The organism is Algoriphagus sp. (assembly GCF_030694375.1).
Classification (GTDB): Bacteria; Bacteroidota; Bacteroidia; order Cytophagales; family Cyclobacteriaceae; genus Algoriphagus.
Window position 1 is genome coordinate 1 of sequence record NZ_JAUXYL010000024.1, and the last position, 20,096, is coordinate 20,096.

The window sequence follows — 20,096 nt, forward strand, 5'->3', positions numbered from 1 at the left end:
CCCCTGACTCGGACTCTCTCCTGTGGCCGTCGTCTCGTTGGTCACACTGCCCTTGTCAACATCCTCCTGGGTCACCACATACGGAGTCGTATCCACCGACTTGCTCTCCCCTGGCTTCAACGTACCAATATTGATCACCAAACCGGTCTTACTGTCCACAATCGTTACGTTCTCCAAAGTCACGTTACCCGTGTTGGTCACCGTGATCGTATACACAATCTCCTGACCCGCCTCGGTGATTACCGCATCATTGTCCGTAATGTCTACCGTGATGTCCGCACTCTGAACAGCCCTTACCAACGCTTCGTCCTCTGCACTTACCTCCGTCTCATCCGGTCCAAGCGCGCTCACCGTGGCCACGTTCAAAATCTCACCCGAATCCATATCATCCTGGGTAACCGTGTAACTGGTCGTCAAGGACTGACTGCCTCCAGGTATCAATGTCCCAATCGTCTGGTTCAATCCAGTCAATGGATCTACTACCGTCACATTAACCAACGTCACATTACCGCTGTTGGTCAACGTCAACGTGTAGGTAATTACATCTCCCGCAGCGTTAACAGTACTCACATCCGAAGTCTTGGTGATTGAAATATCACAATTAAATATTGTCAGGGTTACAGGAGTTCTTCCGTTACTCACACAACCAGTTTCGCTATTCACTGCTTCTGCGTAGTAGGTTACTGAACCTACCGAACTTAGCGTAGGATTTTGTACTACTGAACCACCCACTGAGGCACTATACCATACAATGTTGAATCCTCCAGGAACACTTGCTGTCGCAGTCAAGCTTTGAACATCTGAACTTGCGCAAGCAACCTGATCGCCTCCGCTAACCGGAGCAACTGGAGCAGGTAAGATTGTAAGGGTAACTGGAGTTCTTTGCAGACTTGCACAGCTACCATCGACAGTCTGAGCATAGTAGGTCACAGTGCCTACAGTATTCAGAATTGGGTTTGAGACCACATCACCTCCTACTGGAGCATTATACCATACCAGAGTACCAGGAGCAGTTGCTGATGCAGTCAATGTCTGAAGAGGAACTGTCGCACAAACCACTTGATCTCCACCACTTACAGGAGGTGTTGGCCCTTGTACAATTGTCAAGGAAACTGCGGTTCTGGTTAAGCTTGAACATCCTGTTTCGTTATTTACCGCCTGAGCGTAATAGGTAACTGTACCCACAGTGCTTAATGAAGGCGTAGCAATTACACTTCCGCCATCTGGAGCGTTATACCATACCACACTAAATCCTGCCGGTACAGTTGCAGTGGCTACCAAGTTTTGAGCCTCTATAGTTTCACATACTATTTGATTTCCCCCACTAACAGGAGCTATAGGAGCACCTTGAATAGTCAATGTAACCGCTGTTCTGGTTAAGCTTTCACACTCTGTCTCATTATTTACCGAAGCAGCGTAGTAGGTAATTGTTCCTACTGTGCTCAGGCTTGGACTTTCTGTAGTCACATCTCCATCTGCTGTGGTGTACCATACAATGCTGAAGCCTTGTGGTACTGTTGCACTTGCAGTGATAGACTCCGCATCGCCTTCACAGATCGTCACATTAACCGGATTGATTGGTGTGGCAGGTGCTGCAAGGATTGTTAAAGTAACTGGTGTTCTTTCTAGGCTAGAACAAGATTCACCCTCAGACTGAGCATAATAAGTAATGGAACCAACCGTACTTAAGCTTGGGTCAGCAACTATTTCTCCCCCTACGGCTTCAGTGTACCAAACAATTGTCCCAGGTCCAAATGCTGAGGCCGTAATTTTTTCTACATCTCCTTCACAGATCGTTATGTCACCTCTGCTAACCGGAGGTGCCGGCGCATCAAGGATTGACAAAACAACAGGAGTTCTAGTCAGGCTGACACAGCCAGTCTCATCATTTACTGCTTCGGCATAGTATGTAATGGAACCAACTTCACTTAAGCTTGGGTCCGAAACCTCTGACCCTCCCACTGCTAGATTATACCAAACGATACTAAAGCCTTCTGGAACAGATGCTGATGCAGTGATGCTTTCCTGATCACCTTCGCAGATAATTATATCCTTTCCGTCAGTAGGTGCGGCAGGTGCTGCAAGGATTGTCAGCGTTACAGGAGTTCTTGTCAAACTCTCACACTCTGTCTCATTATTTACCGAAGCAGCATAGTAGGTGATTGTTCCTACTGTGCTCAGGCTTGGACTTTCTGTAGTCACATCTCCATCTGCTGTGGTGTACCATACAATACTGAAGCCTTGTGGTACTGTAGCACTTGCAGTGATAGACTCTGCATCGCCCTCGCAGATCGTCACATTAACCGGACTGGTCGGTGCGGCAGGTGCTGGGTTGATAGTTACAGTCACTTCAGCCATCTCACTTTCACATTCCCCTTCTTTGAATTGGGTGATGTAAAAACTTTCAGTACCAGCTGAGGAGGTTGAAACCGTCGGAGCTCCCTGAAGCGGATTCATTGCTGAATCATACCACTTGATCATATAACCTGAAGCAGGCGATACCGTCAAAAGCTGATTTCCTGATCCCTGACAAAAATCAAAGGTCTTAACACTTGGAACAGGTGACTGCATGGGCTTAATAATGGAAACTGAAGTTGTAGCCTTGCAATCTCTGGCATCAGTCACTAAAACTGAATATGTCCCCGCAGATAGCCCAGAGGGATCCTCCCCACTAAATGAAAAATTAGCATCTCCAGTTTTAGACCACAAATAAGTATATGGGGCGAGTCCTCCAGCAACTGTTAGGTCTATTGAACCTGTATTTAAAATAGAACAATCGTCATCTTCTTTGGAAGTGTCAAGATCTAAAACTGGATATAGCGTAACCTCCTTAATAAGTTGTTTGACTATCCCTTCACTCGTGGAAATCAAGGTGACTTGATACGTTCCTGGATTTTGAAAATTTATGTTTTGTGGACTTGGTACAGAGGATATGGCTGGAGTACCTCCCTGAAATGTCCATGAAAAAGTATAATTATCAGGATTTCCTCCAGTAGTTAAATTGGTAAAATCAACTGTGAAATCATCACAATTCGTAATAAACTCAAAATTAGCAACTAACGGAGTCCTTACTAGAAAAGTTACTCCAGGGAAGGAGCATTGCGAGTTACCAGCGGATGTAGGACAATTTTTATTATCTGCTTTAGCATTACCTGTCACCCAATTAATGTATAGGTTTTTAATTTCCAGCTTATCCCCATAATTCCATGAAAAATTACTGATTTTGAAAATTTCACCGTTCACAACATTTCTTGTTGTCCCATTTGGATTTTCAACAACAACACAATTAGCCTGGGTTACTTGTGGCAAATCATTAACAAAAATATCATATTGGATATGTGGGTTATAGCCATTTCCACTGACTGCCCACCTTGCCCAAATTTCACCGTCTATTGGTGTACCTATAGGAGTGCCATCTAGATCATTTGGATTAAAAACGTTTCCATTGCTGTCTCTAAACTCAATTTCAACAACTCTTAAGTTGTTCTGATTACATCCGGGATTATTTATCACAAATGGTGTTACGGGTGTAATTATTTGAGATAAAACCTTATTAGGCAAACTCACTCCAATGGTGATAAATAGGATGAAGGCTAAAAACCAAGGACTATTTTTCTGAAATATACCTCTTTCGAAAAATCCACGGGATTGTGGTCGATGGTTGAATTGACAATTGGATAACTTGTCCATATCTTTAAAATTTAAAATTTCGAGTCCGTAAACTTGTTTCGATACTTTGCTTTTTTTATTCTAAGGTCTTGATAGCATGTGTTTTGACTAATACTATTTCATTTACTCACCAAAACTCACACATCTCTTTTTTCTTATTCTACCTTTTCAAAAAACCGGTTTTTGGGCCGATTTCAAATACTTTAACTTCTCACAAGTATTAATCTGCCATAAAAATACACTTTATTGTTTTTCATATCCAAATCATTTTGCAAAAAAATTTATTTGTAATGCATTTTTTTTTATTTGAAATATTTTTTGTTGTCAAAATCAAACAGGATTTATCTAGCGTTATCTTGTTTTTATTCAATTTTTTAAAGTTTAAAGTAAATTTGTACTGAGATTTTAGGACGATTCCGTGAAACCCAAAACTTTATCCAACAATTGAAAAAAAAATTTATCCTAAAAAATTATTTTGAACATTCGAATTATTATTAGACTTTCCCTGTGTGCGGATAATCAGATTAATCATTCCAATCCCGACCTTTAGGCTTACAATTATCTTCAAAAAAATAGCCCCTAATTCCAATGTTGAACCCAATCCCAAACCAAATTTATCGTTTGGATTTCCAAAAAACTTTTTCCGATCATCAAGAGACTGCTGTCAAATGGAGATCATCAACTTTGGAGGAAAGATCAGCTCGACTCATAAATCTTCGAAACTGGATAAAAGAAAATCAGGACCTTATCCGCAAGGCACTATTGGAGGATTTCAGGAAACCGGAGCCTGAGGTAGATCTCAGCGAAATCTTTCCCGTCACCTCAGAAATCAATCATACCTTAAGGAATTTAAAGGACTGGATGAAGCCTAAGAGAGTGAGTACTCCCCTTTCAATGATCGGGACTAATGGAAAAATACACTTCGAGCCCAAAGGAACGGCTTTGATAATTTCCCCTTGGAATTTTCCATTCAATCTGACGGTCGGTCCACTCGTTTCTGCACTTGCTGCGGGTTGTACTGCCATCATCAAACCCTCTGAACTTTCACCTGCTACCTCTTCTTTGATCCAAAAAATGGTCAAAGCAGTGTTTCCCCCCAATGAAGTTGAAGTATTTCTCGGGGAAGTGGAAGAGTCTCAGGCCCTACTTAGCTTGCCTTTCGATCATATCTTTTTCACTGGAAGCCCTGCAGTGGGCAAAATCGTAATGAAGGCTGCGGCTGAACACCTTAGCTCAGTCACTTTAGAATTGGGAGGAAAATCTCCTGCCATAATTGACGCTTCGGCTGACCTGAATGATGCCGCAGGGAAACTGATTTGGGGGAAATTTGTGAATTGCGGGCAAACTTGCATTGCGCCGGATTACATCCTGGTACATGAATCTCAAAAGGAGCGACTGCTAATGGAACTCAAGGTTTTTCTTCAGAAATTCTATGATCCCGCTTTTAAAGGAATCGAAAACTCAAGGGATTATGCGAGAATTATTGGACCCAAGCATTTTGAAAGATTAAGTGATCACCTGGAAGACGCAATTTCAAAAGGTGCTACTTTGGATTTTGGAGGGAAAACAGACAAATCTTCTTTTTATTTCGACCCCACTATTCTTACTGCTATTAGAGAAGACATGAGTGTATTTCAAGAAGAAATATTCGGACCGATTTTACCTATCCTCACCTTTTCCACAATTGAAGAAGCAATTGGAATGGTCAATTCTAAACCAAAACCACTGGCCCTTTATTATTTCGGAAAGGAATCTGAGAATTCGGAGAAAGTAGTTCGTGAGACAAGTTCAGGAAATGTAGTGCTCAATGACTGCGTCATCCATTTTTTGCATAACAATTTACCGTTTGGCGGCGTGAATAACAGTGGAATAGGCAAAGCACACGGACATGAGGGTTTCCTTGCATTCAGTAATGAAAAAGGCGTTCTCACACAGCGAATAGGACTCAACAACGTCACTTTATTGAGGCCTCCATATGGTGTGAAAGCCAAACAAATCATCTCCACTTTAATCAAATGGTTTTAAGCGATGCAACATTATATTTTTAAATTCCTTTTCTTTTTCAGCTTTGCGCTTTTTCTGGTTTTCTCGGCATGTACGCCTGATTCTGAACCAGATTTTCTAATCGCAAAAGAACTTCTCAATGAATCTTATGGTGCTGATGTCAAACAAAATATGGACGTCTACTTACCTTCAGGCAGGACTCAAGCTGAAACCCCACTTCTTATATATATACATGGAGGAGGCTGGATAGACGGAGACAAAAGTGAATTCCTACAGGTAAAACCCATTTTGGAAAGTCAATTTCCAGGTTATGCTTTTGCCTCATTAAACTATAGGCTCTACGATTTCGCTACCGGAAACAATGGAATAATAGAGCAGGAGAAGGATATAATCCGAGCCTTTGAATACATCGAAAGTAAACTGGGAGCCTGGAACATTTCTAATGATTTTGTTATTTCCGGAGCCAGTGCCGGCGGTCATTTGGCACTTTTACATGCTTACAAGAATAACACTTCAGACCTCAAGGCTGCAGTCGTATTCTTCCCACCTACAGAGCTGTCAGAACTTTATAAATTCAATAATTTTACTGCCTTGGGTTTAACGGCACTGTTGGGAGGCACTCCAGCTACGGCGAGTAAAAACTATCAAGATACAAGCCCGATTAGCCATATTGATTCCAAAGACGTTCCTACGATTTTTTTCCATGGGGATCAGGATACAGTAGTCCCCATTAGCCAGAGTCAACTCTTGGAACAAAAGTTGAAAAGTGAAAAAGTAAGGTATCAATTCACAGTGGTTCAAGGGCAGGGACATGGATTTACCCCAGCCACCAACATCGCATTACTCAAAGAAGCAAAAGAATTTATAGGAGAGTTTTAAAGAAAAAAACCCCGGCAAATGCCGAGGTTACCAATGCTTTTTCAGACTCTTTGAAGTCCCGTAGAATGTGCCATAGATTTGATGGCGTTTACTACTTTTTCCGATGGCTGCAGGCGAACCTGGTCCAATTGCTCTATTGTGCTCAGCATCTCCACGTATTCTTGCATCAGAGCGTGATCGCTATGCAAGGCTTGCATCAAGAGTTCTTGTTCTACCTCGGGCATTTCCTGATAGATGTATCGTACCAGGTCATTTGGGGTAAAAGATTTTATCATAGGCAAAGTTTAGTTGTTTCATTTTCTTCCTGAGGTGGATCAGCGCGTATCGCATTCTTCCCAAGGCTGTGTTAATACTCACTCCGGTCTGATCAGCTATCTCCTGAAAACTCATGTCCAGGTAATGGCGCATGACCAACACTTCTTTTTGAGCTTCAGGAAGCTCTTCAATCAATTTTTTCACCATCTCCAAGGTCTCCTCCCTTACGCGATGATCCTCAATCGAGGATTCCGCAAACTGGAGAGAATTGAAAATATTTGATCCATCTTCCATCAAGATGGTCGGATATCGTTTGGCCTTTCGGAAATAATCAATGGCCAGATTATGTGCAATACGCATCAACCAAGGCTGAAATTTCCCCTCCTCACTGTACCGGTCTGAATGGATTGTCTGGACGACTTTCACAAATACATCCTGGAGCAAATCCTCCGCAACAGCCTGATCTTTGACGATCAGATATATTGTGGTAAAAACTTTACTTTGGTATCGATCTACCAAATGATCAAAGGCTGCCTCGCTGCCATTTCGATACTGAGCTATCAACTCGCTGTCCTGTGGACCTATTCGCTTACTCATTTTAAGTTGGTTTATAAACAACGTAGAAGTCTAAGCCATAGTATCTGTTAAGAGTGAACGATATAAAAAACTGAAATTTTGCTGAGGATTATATTCAAGGAGAGCAATCTAAGCCGTTTTTTGAATACTTGTCAAGTGAGTGCTTAAATTCAAGCGAAAGTTTGGAAAAAAATTATTTCACAAACTTTTATTTTAAATAAAACTCGGTTTTATAAATCAAATTGCAATTGTCAATGCCAAAAAAATTACGACAAATACTATTTGTAAACTCTTTTACCAGCTAGAAAACCCTAAAAATCCCCTTCAATTCTTATCTTCGTAATCTGATCAAGAAATAGAAATTACAATGGATTTAAGCGGAAAAATAATCAGCCAACTACCGGAAGTAGGAGGAAATTCAAAAACTGGAAATGCCTGGAGAAAGCAGGAGTTTATCCTCGAAACCGGCGGACAATACCCGAAAAAAGTATGTGTATCTCTATGGGGAGATAAAATTGACCAATTTGGATTGAAAGTGGGTGAGCAAGTTACGCTAGGAATCGATGTGGAAAGTAGGGAATATAATGGGCGTTGGTATACAGAAGTAAAAGCCTACAAAGTGGATCGAACTTCCGGAGGAGGCGCACCGGCCCCTATGCCGGAGATGGACACATTTTATTCCGAAAGCGAAGAGGACAAACTTCCTTTTTAAGGAAATAATTCTCGGCTTTTTTAAACTTGACTTTTCGATGTGGGACGATTTTGAAGAAAATGAAGAGGATGATGATGAGAGTGAATTTGATCCGAAGGCACATCGGGATCAGATTTACTCCCATCCTCTAATGAAAAAAGGTAAAGAAATTGTATCTCTTACGCATGCGCTAGTTGGAAGTCTGGATGAGGCGCGAAGGGAACTTTATGGAGGCATGATGTTGGAAGATGCTATGGTGATGTGTGCCAAATTTGCCGGTGCAGAAGGAGTCAAAGACTACATTCTCAAAATGGAAAATGCGACCATTATGAAGGTTCACGCCCGACATCTCAACTCCATGACTTATCAACTCGCCATGGAGGAAACCCATGCAGAGGAGCACCTCGACTTATTGAGAGAGGCAATTGAAGAATTTAAAAGTCTATTTGTGGAGTGGGTTAAAGGCTTTGATTCTACCGAGAAATTTGATGACGGCTGGGGCTTGTTCCTATAGACTGGTAGTTTGACTAATTCATTTTTTTTTCTTTCTTGGAGAAAAAACTATGAGAAGATTCCTTTTTTTGGGGTTTGCCTTTGCAATTTTGGCGTGCTCAAAAACGCAAAAGCCAACAGCTCTTCAATACCTTGAGCTTACAGATTTAATTACAGATACGCTATATCTTGAAAAGGACACTTTAACCAAGGAATTGGGTAGTGCTTTCGCCTACTTTGAAACTGACTCCGGTCAGGTATTACTGACTTTTCGGGATAATAGATTGCTTTTTTAAATACGAAAGTCTCGACATCGATACTCATTCTAAAAAAATCTTGCGAACTGTAAGGATCAAAGGACCAACTATTGAAAATCCTGATCAGAAGAAACATCGCTTATTAGTATTTGACTATGCCCTTTCGGCTGAAGCTGAATTGGAATTCAATACTGATCAAATAGGATTTTATGGATTCAATACCCCGAAAGGTTATGCCGTTCTCCTCCGCACAAAAACAACGGACGATCTAGTTGCTTTTGCAATATTAGATTTTTCCAAAATTAACCCATAAAAAAAAAGCGAGACTTACTCAGTCTCGCTTTTTACCAGTTGTAATTCGATTTCTTCACCAGATTCATCTAGAAATCTGTATTCCGTCACGGGTAGAGAAGAATCTCTGATCAGTTTTATCCATTTGTAATACTTGAAAAACCACCTCATCCTCTGGCTAATCAGGCCTTGGGTGAAGTATGCGTGCAGATAGGGATGCAGCCCAATTTGAATTTTAGCCACGTTTTGGATGGTGGCAATATGCTCTAGGTCATGCTCCAACTTATCGGCGATCAGGATCGAAGCCTGAATCTTGCCGGTTCCGTTGCAAGCCGGGCAAGTTTCCTTAGTCACAATGTTGACTTCCGGTCTTACCCGCTGTCGGGTGATCTGCATGAGCCCAAATTTGCTCAGTGGCAATACAGTATGCTTGGACCTATCTAACTTCATCTCCAGCATCATCACTTCATAGATGGCTTTTTTATTGTCAGCCTTCTTCATGTCAATGAAGTCTACGACGATGATTCCTCCCATATCCCGGAGGCGGAGCTGTCTGGCAATTTCTTTAGCGGCGGCCATATTGGTTTTCAACGCTGTTGATTCCTGGTCGCTTTCTTGGTTGGATTTGTTGCCGCTGTTGACGTCTATGACGTGCAGCGCTTCGGTGTGTTCAATGATGACATAGCCGCCTTGAGGCAAGCTCACCGTCTGTCCAAACAAGCTTTTGATTTGCTTTTCGATTCCAAAACTTTCAAATAGCTTGACTTTACCGTTGTAAAGCTTTACAATTTTTTCTTTTTCAGGGACAATTGACCTGATGTAGGATCTGATCTGATCGTAAGTTGACTCTTCTTCTACGGTGATTGCGTCGAATGATTCGTTGAGTAGGTCCCTGATTAATGAGGAAGCCATACTCATCTCTCCGATGATTTTGTCCCGGCTCTTGGCTTTCAGCAATTTTTTCATCCCCTCTTCCCAAGTATCGAGAAGATTTCGAAGGTCTTTATCGAGTTCCGTCACGGACTGTCCTTCGGCCACAGTACGGATGATTACTCCGAAGTTGGCGGGTTTAATTGAATTGATGAGTCTAAGAAGCCTTTTGCGCTCATCGTTGCTGCGGATTTTCTTGGATACATTGACTGTATCGGAGAAGGGTACCAGCACGAGAAAGCGACCGGGCAGAGAGAGCTCGCAAGAAAGTCGGGGGCCTTTGGTTGAAATTGGCTCTTTGACGACCTGAACCAACACTTGATTGGTCTTAGATAGAACTTTCTCGATTTTGCCGATTTTGTCTATTTCAGGTTCGTTTTCGAAGCCTTTTAGCAGATAATTGTTGTAGTTGTTGTTGCGTACCATTTTGGTAAACTTCAACATCGAGTTGACATTTGGTCCGAGGTCTTGGTAATGAAGAAAGGCGTCTTTCTCATAGCCTACATCGATAAATGCAGCATTGAGACCATTGACGATCTTCCGTACCGTTCCCAGATAAATGTCACCTACTTTGAACTGATTGTCCATCCCTTCGGAATGAAGCTCCACCAGTTGCTTATCATGCAGCAGGGCGATCCGACTTCCGTTTTGAGCAGAATCGATTAACAATTCCGTACTCAAAATTTGGTCTTATAATATGTAAATGAACGTGTTGTGTTAATTAAACAGGAAAAGAAGAAGTTGGATTACTTCTTCTTATGTCTGTTTTTTCTAAGTCTCTTCTTACGCTTGTGCGTAGCGATCTTATGTCTCTTTCTTTTCTTACCGCAAGGCATAGTTTTTTAGATTTTAAGGTTTATACTATTAATTTACAGCCGGTCAAGGTAGGTCTGAACACTTTCCAAAATCATCGGATCTTGGGTCATTTTCTTCACTGCCTCAAACTGAGCTTTCGCTTTATTCTTTTCTTTAGACTCAAAATAGCTAACAGCCAGGTAAAATTGCCCCTGAAGATTGTCGGGGTGATATCTAATCAACTCCTCAAATCGTTCAGCTGCACGCTTATATTGACCAGATTGCATGGATAGAATTCCCATGTTAAACAAGCCATCTTCATTTTGGGGATCAGCTTCGAGGATTTCCCTCATCATGGTGATGCCCTGCATTGGATTGGCCGAAGATACATAAGTCATCGCCACTTTGGTTTTCAAATCAAGTCGATTTGGATCTTTTTCCAAAACCTGATTTAAATACCCCCTCGTCTTTTCAGCTAGATTCTCCACTTTGGTTTTATCCAAGGCAAAGGAAAAGGCCTCATAATAAGCTTTACCGGCCTCTTCTTTCAAGGCTAAATCTGAAGGATTTAGATAAGCCGCTTCACCAAGAAAATAGGCTGCGCTGTCAAACATTCCTTCATTTTGATAAATTGAAGCCAGCGTTTTTGCCGCTTCGATTTTTTCAGGTGATCCTACTGCTGAAGCTAAAGTTGACTTTAATTGATCAGCTTGGGAGCGATTGTCAGAAGAAAGCTCATTCTCATGCATTTTAGACACCTCCATTTTGGAAGTCTCCGGGGCATTTGGATCCTCAACAGCCGTGGTACCTGCCTTATTGTCGACAACGACCTTGGGCAAAGCGTACAGACCTATTACGGCACCTACCGCTAAAATAATGAGAATGAGCTGAGTTTTTTTCATGGCAATATCGCCTCAGACTTAGTCTTGAGGAGCCAATTCCTTGATTTTCTTACTGTTTTTGATTTTCTCGATAAACACTTTAGATGGCTTAAAAGCCGGAATATAGTGCTCATCAATAACGATAGCCGTATTTTTGGAGATATTACGGGCGATTTTCTTAGCTCTTTTCTTATTGATAAAGCTGCCAAAACCTCTTACGTAAATGTTTTCTCCATCAGCCATGGAATCCTTCACTACTTTGAAGAACGCCTCAATGGCTTGTGTTACATCGTCCTTCTGGATTCCTGTTTTGTCTGAAATCTTGGTGATTACTTCTGCTTTTGTCACAGTGTTTTTAATTTAGAAATTACGAAATAAGCTTAACAACCTATTAACCAAGTGTTTTTGGGACTGCAAATGTACGAGAACCAACTCAATTAAAAAACATATTCAAAAAAATTACCTTGGTTTATACTTGAAATATTCCCCACAAATGAATCATAAAACTACTGAAAATCAAGCCTTTTCCTTCCAAATAATTTCTTGGTATAGAGCAAATCCAAGGGAACTTCCATGGAGAGGGATCGATAATCCTTACAAAATCTGGCTTTCAGAAATCATTCTTCAGCAGACTCGTGTTGCCCAAGGCTTACCTTATTATTATGCTTTTTCGGAGGCTTATCCTACCGTTAAAGACCTTGCAATGGCTCCTGAATCGGAAGTACTCAGACTTTGGCAGGGATTAGGCTATTATAGCCGAGCCAGAAACCTCCATAGTTGTGCTAAATATATCTGTGATAAACTTGACGGGATATTTCCGGACAACTACAAGGATCTACTCTTATTAAAAGGTGTTGGGAGCTACACCGCGGCTGCAATCGCCAGTTTTGCCTATAATGAAGCCAAGGCGGTGGTCGATGGGAATGTGTTTAGAGTATTAGCAAGGTATTATGGGATTGAAACTGACATTGCTACGGGTAAGGCAAAAAAACAATTTGAGGCGCTTGCGGACGAATTGATTCCACAACAAAATCCTGGAGAATTCAATCAGGCAATGATGGATTTTGGTGCAAGGCTTTGTGTCCCTAAAAATCCTGACTGTGCAAATTGCCCGTTAACCTCCACTTGCTTTGCTTTTCAAAAGGGCTTAGTGAAAGATTTACCGGTAAAAATCAATAAGACAAAAGTAAAAGAGCGGAGTCTTCATTATTTCGTGATTCGCTGCGGAAAAAATTGGGTTTGGAAAAAACGGGCTTCCGGAGACATCTGGGAAGGACTGCATGATTTTCCTTTGGAAGAAAAAACCAGCACTGAGTTCACCAAACTTGCATTCCCCACTTCGGAAATTCCGGAATCCATCCCAAAGAAATACCGACATATTTTGTCACACCAAAAACTTAATGCTAGTTTTTCTAAACTTGACATTCCTGTCAATAAATACCCCGAACTGTCTGATTGGTGCGAAAATGAAGGATATTTGTTGGTTTCCGAAAATGAAATTGAGGCCTTGGCTAAACCCAAATTGATCGTAAACTTTTTGAACGATCAAGGGATTTGAGTAACTTCAATCCTTTCAATTTTTCAACCTAAACAAATAAAATTATGGCAGGAGTAAACAAAGTGATTTTAGTGGGTAACCTGGGGGCAGATCCCGAGGTAAAATATCTCGAAGGTGACAAAGCGGTGGCTAAACTTCGGTTGGCTACGACCGAATCTTACAAGGACCGAAACGGCAACCGAGTAGATCAGACGGAATGGCATGATCTGGAAATGTGGGATGGTCAGGCCAAAATTGCTGAACAATACCTTAAAAAAGGCTCTCAGCTCTACGTCGAGGGAAAAATAAAAACAGATTCTTGGCAGGATGAACAAGGACAAAACAGGTATAGGACAAAAATCCGGGTTTTGAGTTTCACAATGCTGGGAGGAAAGCCTGAGGGAATGGGCGGAGGACAAGCCCCTAATGCCGCCTCTACTGCAAATCCAAAACCTGCCGCTACTAGTGGAGGAGGCACAAATTCGAGCCCAGATTTAGTGCTGGACGATGCTGATGATGATTTGCCATTTTAAATGATACTTAATTCCCCTGAAGTTGATTTTCAGGGGAATTGCTTAATTTTGTCACGAACATCTTTTCGCCTACATGGACGACCCCTATCCGAGTTACTACCTGATCGCACAGATTATCGAGCCTTCATTTAGTTATTTCTTTATCAATGGATTGATTTTAGTCCTTCTCTTGATAGGGTCAGCGCTTGCCTCCGGTTCGGAAGTGGCATTTTTTTCTTTGACTAATGATGAAATCGCTTCACTCCAAGATTCTGAAAACAAAAGGGGACGACAGGTGGCCAACCTTTTGGCAAATCCAAAAAAACTATTGAGCACCATTCTGATACTCAATAATCTAATCAACATTGGTATTGTCACCCTGACCACTTTTGTTTCGTGGTCACTTTTTGGGATGAACGCTACTGGTATAATTGTAATTTTGGTGCAGACTGTAGGGATTACTTTTGCTATAGTCTTCTTTGGTGAAATCGTACCAAAAGTTTACGCAAATCAGTCAAGAATCCCTTTTGCACTTACTTTAGCACCTATTTTAAGCTTTTTTTCCTCCATACTAAAGCCGGTTTCGTGGTTTTTGATGGCTTTCAGCAATCTGATTGAAAAACGAGTCGAGTTAAAGGGTTATTCTCTATCAGTAGACGAACTCCATCAGGCACTTGAATTGACAACTGAGGATACTCCCAATGAAGAAAAAGACATTCTTAAAGGGATTGTAAATTTTGGAACGCTCTCGGTAAAACAAGTGATGCGAAGCCGAATGGACATCACCGCTATTGATGTTGAAATGGATTTCCATGAGTTGATGGACAAAATCAACAAGAGTGGCTATTCCAGAATTCCGGTTTTTGAGGAGACCATTGACAATATATTGGGTGTATTATATATCAAAGACCTTCTCCCCTTTATCGAAAAAGATGAGGATTTTGCATGGAAGGACTTGATTCGCAAAAGCTTCTTTGTACCAGAGACCAAAAAAGTGGATGTGCTTCTGAAAGATTTCCAAAAGATGCGTGTTCACATGGCCATAGTGGTCGACGAATATGGTGGCACTTCAGGCCTGGTTACTTTGGAAGATTTGATCGAAGAAATCATCGGAGAAATCAATGATGAATTCGACGATACCAATGATATATTCTTTCAGGAACTTGACAATGACACCTTTATTTTTGAAGGAAAGGTATCATTGAATGACTTTTGCAAGAAGTTAGAATTAGATTCTCAAGTATTTGAAGGGGTGAAAGGGGAAAGCGAATCTCTCGGAGGATTACTTCTTGAATTAAACTCAAAGCTCCCTAAGAACGGTACTAAAATCAAATTTGAGGATTTTGAATTTACTGTGCTGGCAGTTGACGCTCGCAAAATCAAAAAAGTCAAAGTACATCTCAGCAATGGCGAAAAGGACAGTTCAGCTCCTTTTACTGACTAACCATGAATTTTTATAATATTTGGATTTACTTGTGTAATTCAGAATATTATACTGTATTTAAAAATTCCATATCGAAAGCTCACTATTTGCTAATTTTTTCTGGAATAAAAATTTAAAAAAAAATCAATTTTTTTTTAAAAAACCAATTTCTGAACTTTTTACGTCTAAACGTCTTAAAGTGGCTTGATTTTTTACAACAAAAGCTGCATTGGTCATTTGTAACTGTCAATAATTGAAACTTTTTGGGTCAAAATCGGTTTTGCTAAAAATCTAATAAAGCCGGATATTATCAATAATACTTCATAATTAAGCCGTTTTTATTGCCTAAATTTTAACAAAAGAATTTTTTTTTGTAATTTTTGGAAATTTTGAACCTATTAAATTAACAAAGAATGCAAGAAGGTTTGTATCGATCGGAGTTTGAGCATGACTCCTGCGGTATTGGTGCGGTAGTCGACTTGAGTAATATACCGTCTCATGAGACAATCAGCGATGCCTTATATATGCTAAGTAATATGGAGCATCGTGGCGGAAGGGGATCAGACCCTAAAACCGGCGACGGTGCCGGTATTTCTATACAAGTCCCGCATCAATTTCTCAATGACGTCACAGCACGAACGGAAATTAATCTCCCTGAGCCTGGATTTTATGGCGTAGGTATGACCTTTTTTCCCAAGAATAAGCAGCTTTATCATCGCTCCAAAGAATTACTCAATCAACTGATTGAAGAAATGGACTTCAATCTGATTGGGTATCGACAGGTACCTGTTGATGAAACGATTCCGGGATCTGGGGCTTTGGAAGTCATGCCAAATATTGAGCAGCTTTTTGTAAGCCACAAACAAGGTCTGACTGGTCTTGAGCTTGAGCGAAAACTCTATGTATTACGGAACTTTGCAACCTCTGAGATAAACACGAAGATCCCCGGGGTAAATCATGCCTTTTATTTTGCAAGTCTCAGCAGTCTGACCCTTGTATATAAAGGTCAATTGAGAACAGATCAAGTTTTGCCTTTCTACAAAGATCTTCAAAACCCAAGAATAGAATCGGCTTTTGCCATTGTTCACTCTAGATTCTCGACCAATACCTTTCCAAATTGGAGACTCGCTCAGCCCTTCAGATTTCTGTCTCATAACGGTGAGATAAATACAATCCGGGGAAACCTGAATAAAATGAAGTCCAAAGAAGCCTTGATGAAGTCCAAGTTCTTCACAGATGAAGAACTCGCCAAGCTGATGCCTATCACAAATAAGCTCAACTCGGACTCTGCCAATTTGGATGCTATGGTAGAATTGCTGACGCTCAGTGGCCGATCATTGCCGCATGCCATGATGATGCTTGTGCCCGAAGCTTGGCAAGACAATGAGGTAATGGACCGGGATAGAAAGGCATTTTATAAATTTCACGCCTCACTGGTAGAGCCTTGGGATGGACCTGCAGCTTTGCTTTTCACAGACGGAAAGTCAGTAGGAGCTACTTTGGACCGAAATGGTCTACGTCCACTTCGCTACTTCATCACAAGAGACAATCGACTGGTGCTTTCTTCAGAGGCTGGTGCTTTGCCTATTCGCGAAGCTACAATTACTGAAAAGGGAAGAATAAGCCCGGGTAGAATGCTTTGGGCTGATCTTGAAAAAGGACGTGTACTATTCGATGAGGAAGTAAAAGGAGAAATCTGCCGTCGTCAACCCTACGAAAAGTGGGTAAACGAACAGCGAACCAAACTTCGGTTTGTTCCAGATCCTGAGGAATTATCACATCCTTACTCTACGGAAAACATCAAAAAGTGTCAAACTGTCTTTGGTTACACTTCTGAGGAGCAAAAAGTGATACTTGGCCCCATGGGCGACACTGGATATGAAGCCATTGGTTCGATGGGAGCAGATACGCCTTTAGCAGTCTTATCAAAGCAAAGTCAACATATTTCCAATTACTTTAAGCAGCTTTTCGCTCAAGTCAGCAATCCTCCAATCGATCCTATTCGGGAGCGATTGGTTATGTCATTGTTCACCCGAATCGGAGAGGGGCACAACATCTTGGATGAAAGTCCGATCCATACCAAGCAAATTCACATTTCACAGCCGGTTTTGCTCAATGAGGATCTGGAAAAAATCACCCGAATGGAGCACTTGGGCTATCGCACAATAAAACTCTACGGACACTTCATCGCTGATCACAAGCCCGGAAGACTTCTTGAGGCATTAGATAAACTCTGTCGGGAGGCAGAAGAAGCTATTCATGCTGGTAAAAATGTCCTGATTCTTTCTGACAGAAACAGTTCGGAAGAATTAGCGCCGATTCCTTCACTGCTTGCAATCGGAGCAGTTCACCAACATTTGGTGATAAAGAAAATCCGAACACGTGCAGGAATTGTCCTTGAGTCAGCTGATATCCGAGAAGTTCATCACTTTGCCACTGCCATTGGATATGGTGTTTCAGCGATCAATCCCTATCTCGCTTTGGAGTCCTTATTGGATATGTTCGAAAAAGGCCAATTGAAGAAGGTAAAAGATCAAAGCACGTTGTTCGCTAATTACCAGGATGCAATTGGAAAGGGACTTTTGAAAGTTCTTTCAAAAATGGGTATCTCCACGCTTCAATCGTACCAAGGAGCTCAAATTTTTGAGGCATTGGGCCTGGGTCCAGAGGTCATAGATCGTTGTTTCAAGGGCACAATTTCCAGAATCAGCGGTATTTCATTCGATGATCTGGCTGAGGAAGTGTTAATCCGTCATCATGCAGCACACGAAACTCACAGTCCGATTTTGGAGACTGGTGGAGTCTATCAATGGAAAAGAAGAGGGGAAAAACATATGTTCAACCCGGAAACTATCCATTTACTTCAAAAATCTACCCGACTTGGAGATTTCGAGCTCTATAAAAAGTTCGCCTCCAAAATCAACGAGCAGACAAAGGATGCTTTAACGCTCAGGGGCTTATTTGAATTCAAGAAAAGGATCAGCGTGCCCATCGAGGAGGTAGAACCCGCAGAAAACATCATGAGGCGTTTTGCTACTGGCGCGATGTCATTTGGCTCTATTTCCCATGAAGCGCATGCCACTTTGGCTATCGCCATGAACCGAATCGGAGCGAAGAGTAACTCCGGCGAAGGGGGAGAAGATGAAATACGATACAATATAAAGCCAAATGGGGATTGGGAACGCTCTGCTATTAAGCAAGTGGCTTCAGGACGCTTCGGAGTCACCAGTCACTATCTGACTAATGCAGCAGAACTTCAAATCAAAATGGCACAAGGTGCCAAGCCTGGAGAAGGTGGACAACTTCCAGGTCATAAAGTGGATGAATGGATCGGAAGAGTAAGACATTCCACGCCTGGAGTCGGCTTGATTTCACCTCCTCCACACCACGATATTTATTCGATTGAAGACTTGGCACAGCTGATTTTCGATTTGAAAAATGCAAATCGAAAGGCTCGAATCAATGTGAAATTGGTGTCTCAGGCTGGAGTGGGGACAGTAGCAGCAGGTGTTGCAAAAGCGGCCGCTGATGTAATTCTCATTTCAGGTGCCGACGGCGGTACGGGAGCATCCCCCTTAAGCTCAATCCGACATGCTGGACTGCCTTGGGAACTTGGACTGTCTGAAGCACATCAAACTTTGGTAAAAAACAACCTCAGAAGCCGTGTTGTCCTTCAGACAGACGGACAGCTTCGCACAGGACGTGACTTGGCAATAGCTACACTGCTGGGAGCTGAAGAATGGGGTATTGCCACCGGTGCACTGGTCGTCGAAGGCTGTATTATGATGCGAAAATGTCATCTTAACACCTGTCCAGTTGGCATAGCTACTCAAGATCCTGAACTGCGGAAGCTCTTCACCGGAGATCCCGACCATGTGGTTAACTATTTCAGATTCCTAGTCCAGGATTTAAGAGAGATCATGGCTTCACTTGGATTCCGTACTGTGGATGAAATGGTAGGACAAAGTCAGGTACTTCAGTCTACAGGTCATTTGAATCACTGGAAGTGGGATAAAGTCGATCTTTCTCCAATTTTCCATAAAGTGGAAGTACCGGATCACGTGGGTATCCACAAGCAGATCGATCAGGAATTTGAACTAAAAAAAGTTCTTGATCGCCAATTGATCAAAACCGCAACTGCAGCTTTGGAACAGGCGATTCCTGTCACCGGCAATTTTCAAATCAAGAACATCGACAGATCGGTAGGAGCGATGCTTTCCAACGAGATTTCCAAAATCTACGGAGGTGCAGGATTACCCGAAGATACTGTTCACTTCAAATTCACTGGGTCTGCGGGTCAAACTTTCGGCGGATTCCTTGCAAAAGGTGTGAACTTCGAACTGGAAGGTGAGGCTAATGACTACTTTGGAAAAGGGCTTTCGGGCGGCAAACTGATCGTATACCCAAGTAGGAATGCACGCTTTGCCCCTGAAGAAAACATTATCATCGGAAATGTGGCTTTCTATGGCGCCACCTCCGGTGAGGCTTATATTAATGGAAAAGGCGGCGAACGCTTTTGTGTAAGAAACTCAGGTGTAAAAACTGTAATTGAAGGAATCGGAGATCACGGTTGTGAATACATGACCGGAGGATTAATGATTAATCTCGGTGAAATCGGCCGAAATTTCGCGGCCGGTATGAGTGGTGGCATTGCCTACATACTCAAGGACTACATCACTGAAATAAACAGCGAAATGGTAGACATTGACATCCTTGAAGAAGAAGATTTTGCCACAATCAAAGCCTATATCAAGCGCCACGTCAAACTGACCAACAGCGGACTGGGTCAGCGATTCTTGGAAAACTGGGACAAAACAAAAGAGCAGTTCATCAAGGTAATTCCGAGAGATTACAAGGCGGTTTTACAAAAAAGATCACAAGAACAAGTTAAATCACTGGTGTAA

16 protein-coding genes are annotated in these 20,096 nt (G+C 41.9%); 10 read left to right on the forward strand and 6 right to left on the reverse strand.

What is annotated here, in order from left to right:
• Window positions 1-3,690: PKD domain-containing protein (locus Q8M62_RS09045; protein ID WP_304901412.1), on the reverse strand; the 3,690-nt coding region annotated here is incomplete at its 3' end.
• 600 nt (window positions 3,691-4,290) lie between these two features.
• Here Q8M62_RS09045 and Q8M62_RS09050 point away from each other — a divergent pair.
• Window positions 4,291-5,694 (forward strand): aldehyde dehydrogenase family protein, encoded by a 1,404-nt coding sequence (locus tag Q8M62_RS09050; RefSeq protein WP_304901413.1) that lies wholly within the window; start codon window positions 4,291-4,293, stop codon window positions 5,692-5,694.
• A 3-nt stretch (window positions 5,695-5,697) separates the two neighbouring features.
• Window positions 5,698-6,552, forward strand: a complete 855-nt coding sequence (locus tag Q8M62_RS09055; protein WP_304901414.1) for an alpha/beta hydrolase — start codon at window positions 5,698-5,700, stop codon at window positions 6,550-6,552.
• A 41-nt stretch (window positions 6,553-6,593) separates the two neighbouring features.
• On the opposite strand, the gene Q8M62_RS09060 is transcribed toward Q8M62_RS09055, so the two are convergent.
• Both Q8M62_RS09060 and Q8M62_RS09065 read right to left on the reverse strand, forming a co-directional pair.
• Entirely contained in the window at window positions 6,594-6,827 is a 234-nt protein-coding gene (locus tag Q8M62_RS09060) for a hypothetical protein (RefSeq protein ID WP_304901415.1), read from the reverse strand.
• Window positions 6,802-7,404, reverse strand: a complete 603-nt coding sequence (locus Q8M62_RS09065; protein WP_304901416.1) for an RNA polymerase sigma factor — start codon at window positions 7,402-7,404, stop codon at window positions 6,802-6,804. The genes Q8M62_RS09060 and Q8M62_RS09065 overlap by 26 nt, the downstream gene beginning before the upstream one ends.
• Window positions 7,405-7,750: 346 nt before the next feature.
• On the opposite strand from Q8M62_RS09065, the gene Q8M62_RS09070 reads away from it, so the two are divergent.
• Genes Q8M62_RS09070 through Q8M62_RS09085 form a run of 4 tightly spaced genes read left to right on the forward strand, consistent with a single transcriptional unit; the run spans window position 7,751 to window position 9,136 of the window.
• A complete protein-coding gene (locus tag Q8M62_RS09070) occupies window positions 7,751-8,095 on the forward strand; it encodes a DUF3127 domain-containing protein (RefSeq protein WP_304901417.1) in 345 nt (114 codons plus the stop codon).
• Window positions 8,096-8,132: 37 nt separating this feature from the next.
• On the forward strand, window positions 8,133-8,588 hold the full coding sequence (locus Q8M62_RS09075; protein ID WP_304901418.1) for a hypothetical protein: 456 nt from the start codon (window positions 8,133-8,135) through the stop codon (window positions 8,586-8,588).
• Between the two features lie 49 nt (window positions 8,589-8,637).
• Window positions 8,638-8,862 carry a hypothetical protein gene (locus Q8M62_RS09080; protein ID WP_304901419.1) on the forward strand — a complete coding sequence of 75 codons (225 nt, stop codon included), beginning with the start codon at window positions 8,638-8,640 and terminating at the stop codon, window positions 8,860-8,862.
• Window positions 8,863-8,902: 40 nt separating this feature from the next.
• Window positions 8,903-9,136 (forward strand): hypothetical protein, encoded by a 234-nt coding sequence (locus Q8M62_RS09085; protein WP_304901420.1) that lies wholly within the window; start codon window positions 8,903-8,905, stop codon window positions 9,134-9,136.
• Window positions 9,137-9,150: 14 nt separating this feature from the next.
• Here Q8M62_RS09085 and Q8M62_RS09090 read toward each other — a convergent pair whose 3' ends face one another.
• The 3 genes from Q8M62_RS09090 to Q8M62_RS09100 form a co-directional block, all read right to left on the reverse strand.
• A complete protein-coding gene (locus tag Q8M62_RS09090; RefSeq protein ID WP_304901421.1) occupies window positions 9,151-10,725 on the reverse strand; it encodes an Rne/Rng family ribonuclease in 1,575 nt (524 codons plus the stop codon).
• 188 nt (window positions 10,726-10,913) lie between these two features.
• Window positions 10,914-11,741 carry a tetratricopeptide repeat protein gene (locus tag Q8M62_RS09095; RefSeq protein WP_304901422.1) on the reverse strand — a complete coding sequence of 276 codons (828 nt, stop codon included), beginning with the start codon at window positions 11,739-11,741 and terminating at the stop codon, window positions 10,914-10,916.
• A gap of 18 nt (window positions 11,742-11,759) precedes the next feature.
• Window positions 11,760-12,068, reverse strand: coding sequence for an HU family DNA-binding protein (locus Q8M62_RS09100; protein ID WP_092733185.1), 309 nt, complete (start codon window positions 12,066-12,068; stop codon window positions 11,760-11,762).
• Between the two features lie 145 nt (window positions 12,069-12,213).
• Between Q8M62_RS09100 and mutY the strand changes: the two genes are divergently transcribed.
• The 4 genes from mutY to gltB all read left to right on the forward strand — a co-directional run bounded on the left by mutY (window position 12,214) and on the right by gltB (window position 20,096).
• Window positions 12,214-13,278, forward strand: a complete 1,065-nt coding sequence (mutY, locus tag Q8M62_RS09105; RefSeq protein WP_304901423.1) for an A/G-specific adenine glycosylase — start codon at window positions 12,214-12,216, stop codon at window positions 13,276-13,278.
• A gap of 44 nt (window positions 13,279-13,322) precedes the next feature.
• Window positions 13,323-13,790, forward strand: coding sequence for a single-stranded DNA-binding protein (locus Q8M62_RS09110; protein ID WP_304901424.1), 468 nt, complete (start codon window positions 13,323-13,325; stop codon window positions 13,788-13,790).
• Between the two features lie 73 nt (window positions 13,791-13,863).
• Complete coding sequence (gene gldE, locus Q8M62_RS09115) at window positions 13,864-15,213, forward strand: gliding motility-associated protein GldE (RefSeq protein ID WP_304901425.1); 1,350 nt, start codon at window positions 13,864-13,866, stop codon at window positions 15,211-15,213.
• 392 nt (window positions 15,214-15,605) lie between these two features.
• Window positions 15,606-20,096 (forward strand): glutamate synthase large subunit, encoded by a 4,491-nt coding sequence (gene gltB, locus Q8M62_RS09120; RefSeq protein WP_304901426.1) that lies wholly within the window; start codon window positions 15,606-15,608, stop codon window positions 20,094-20,096.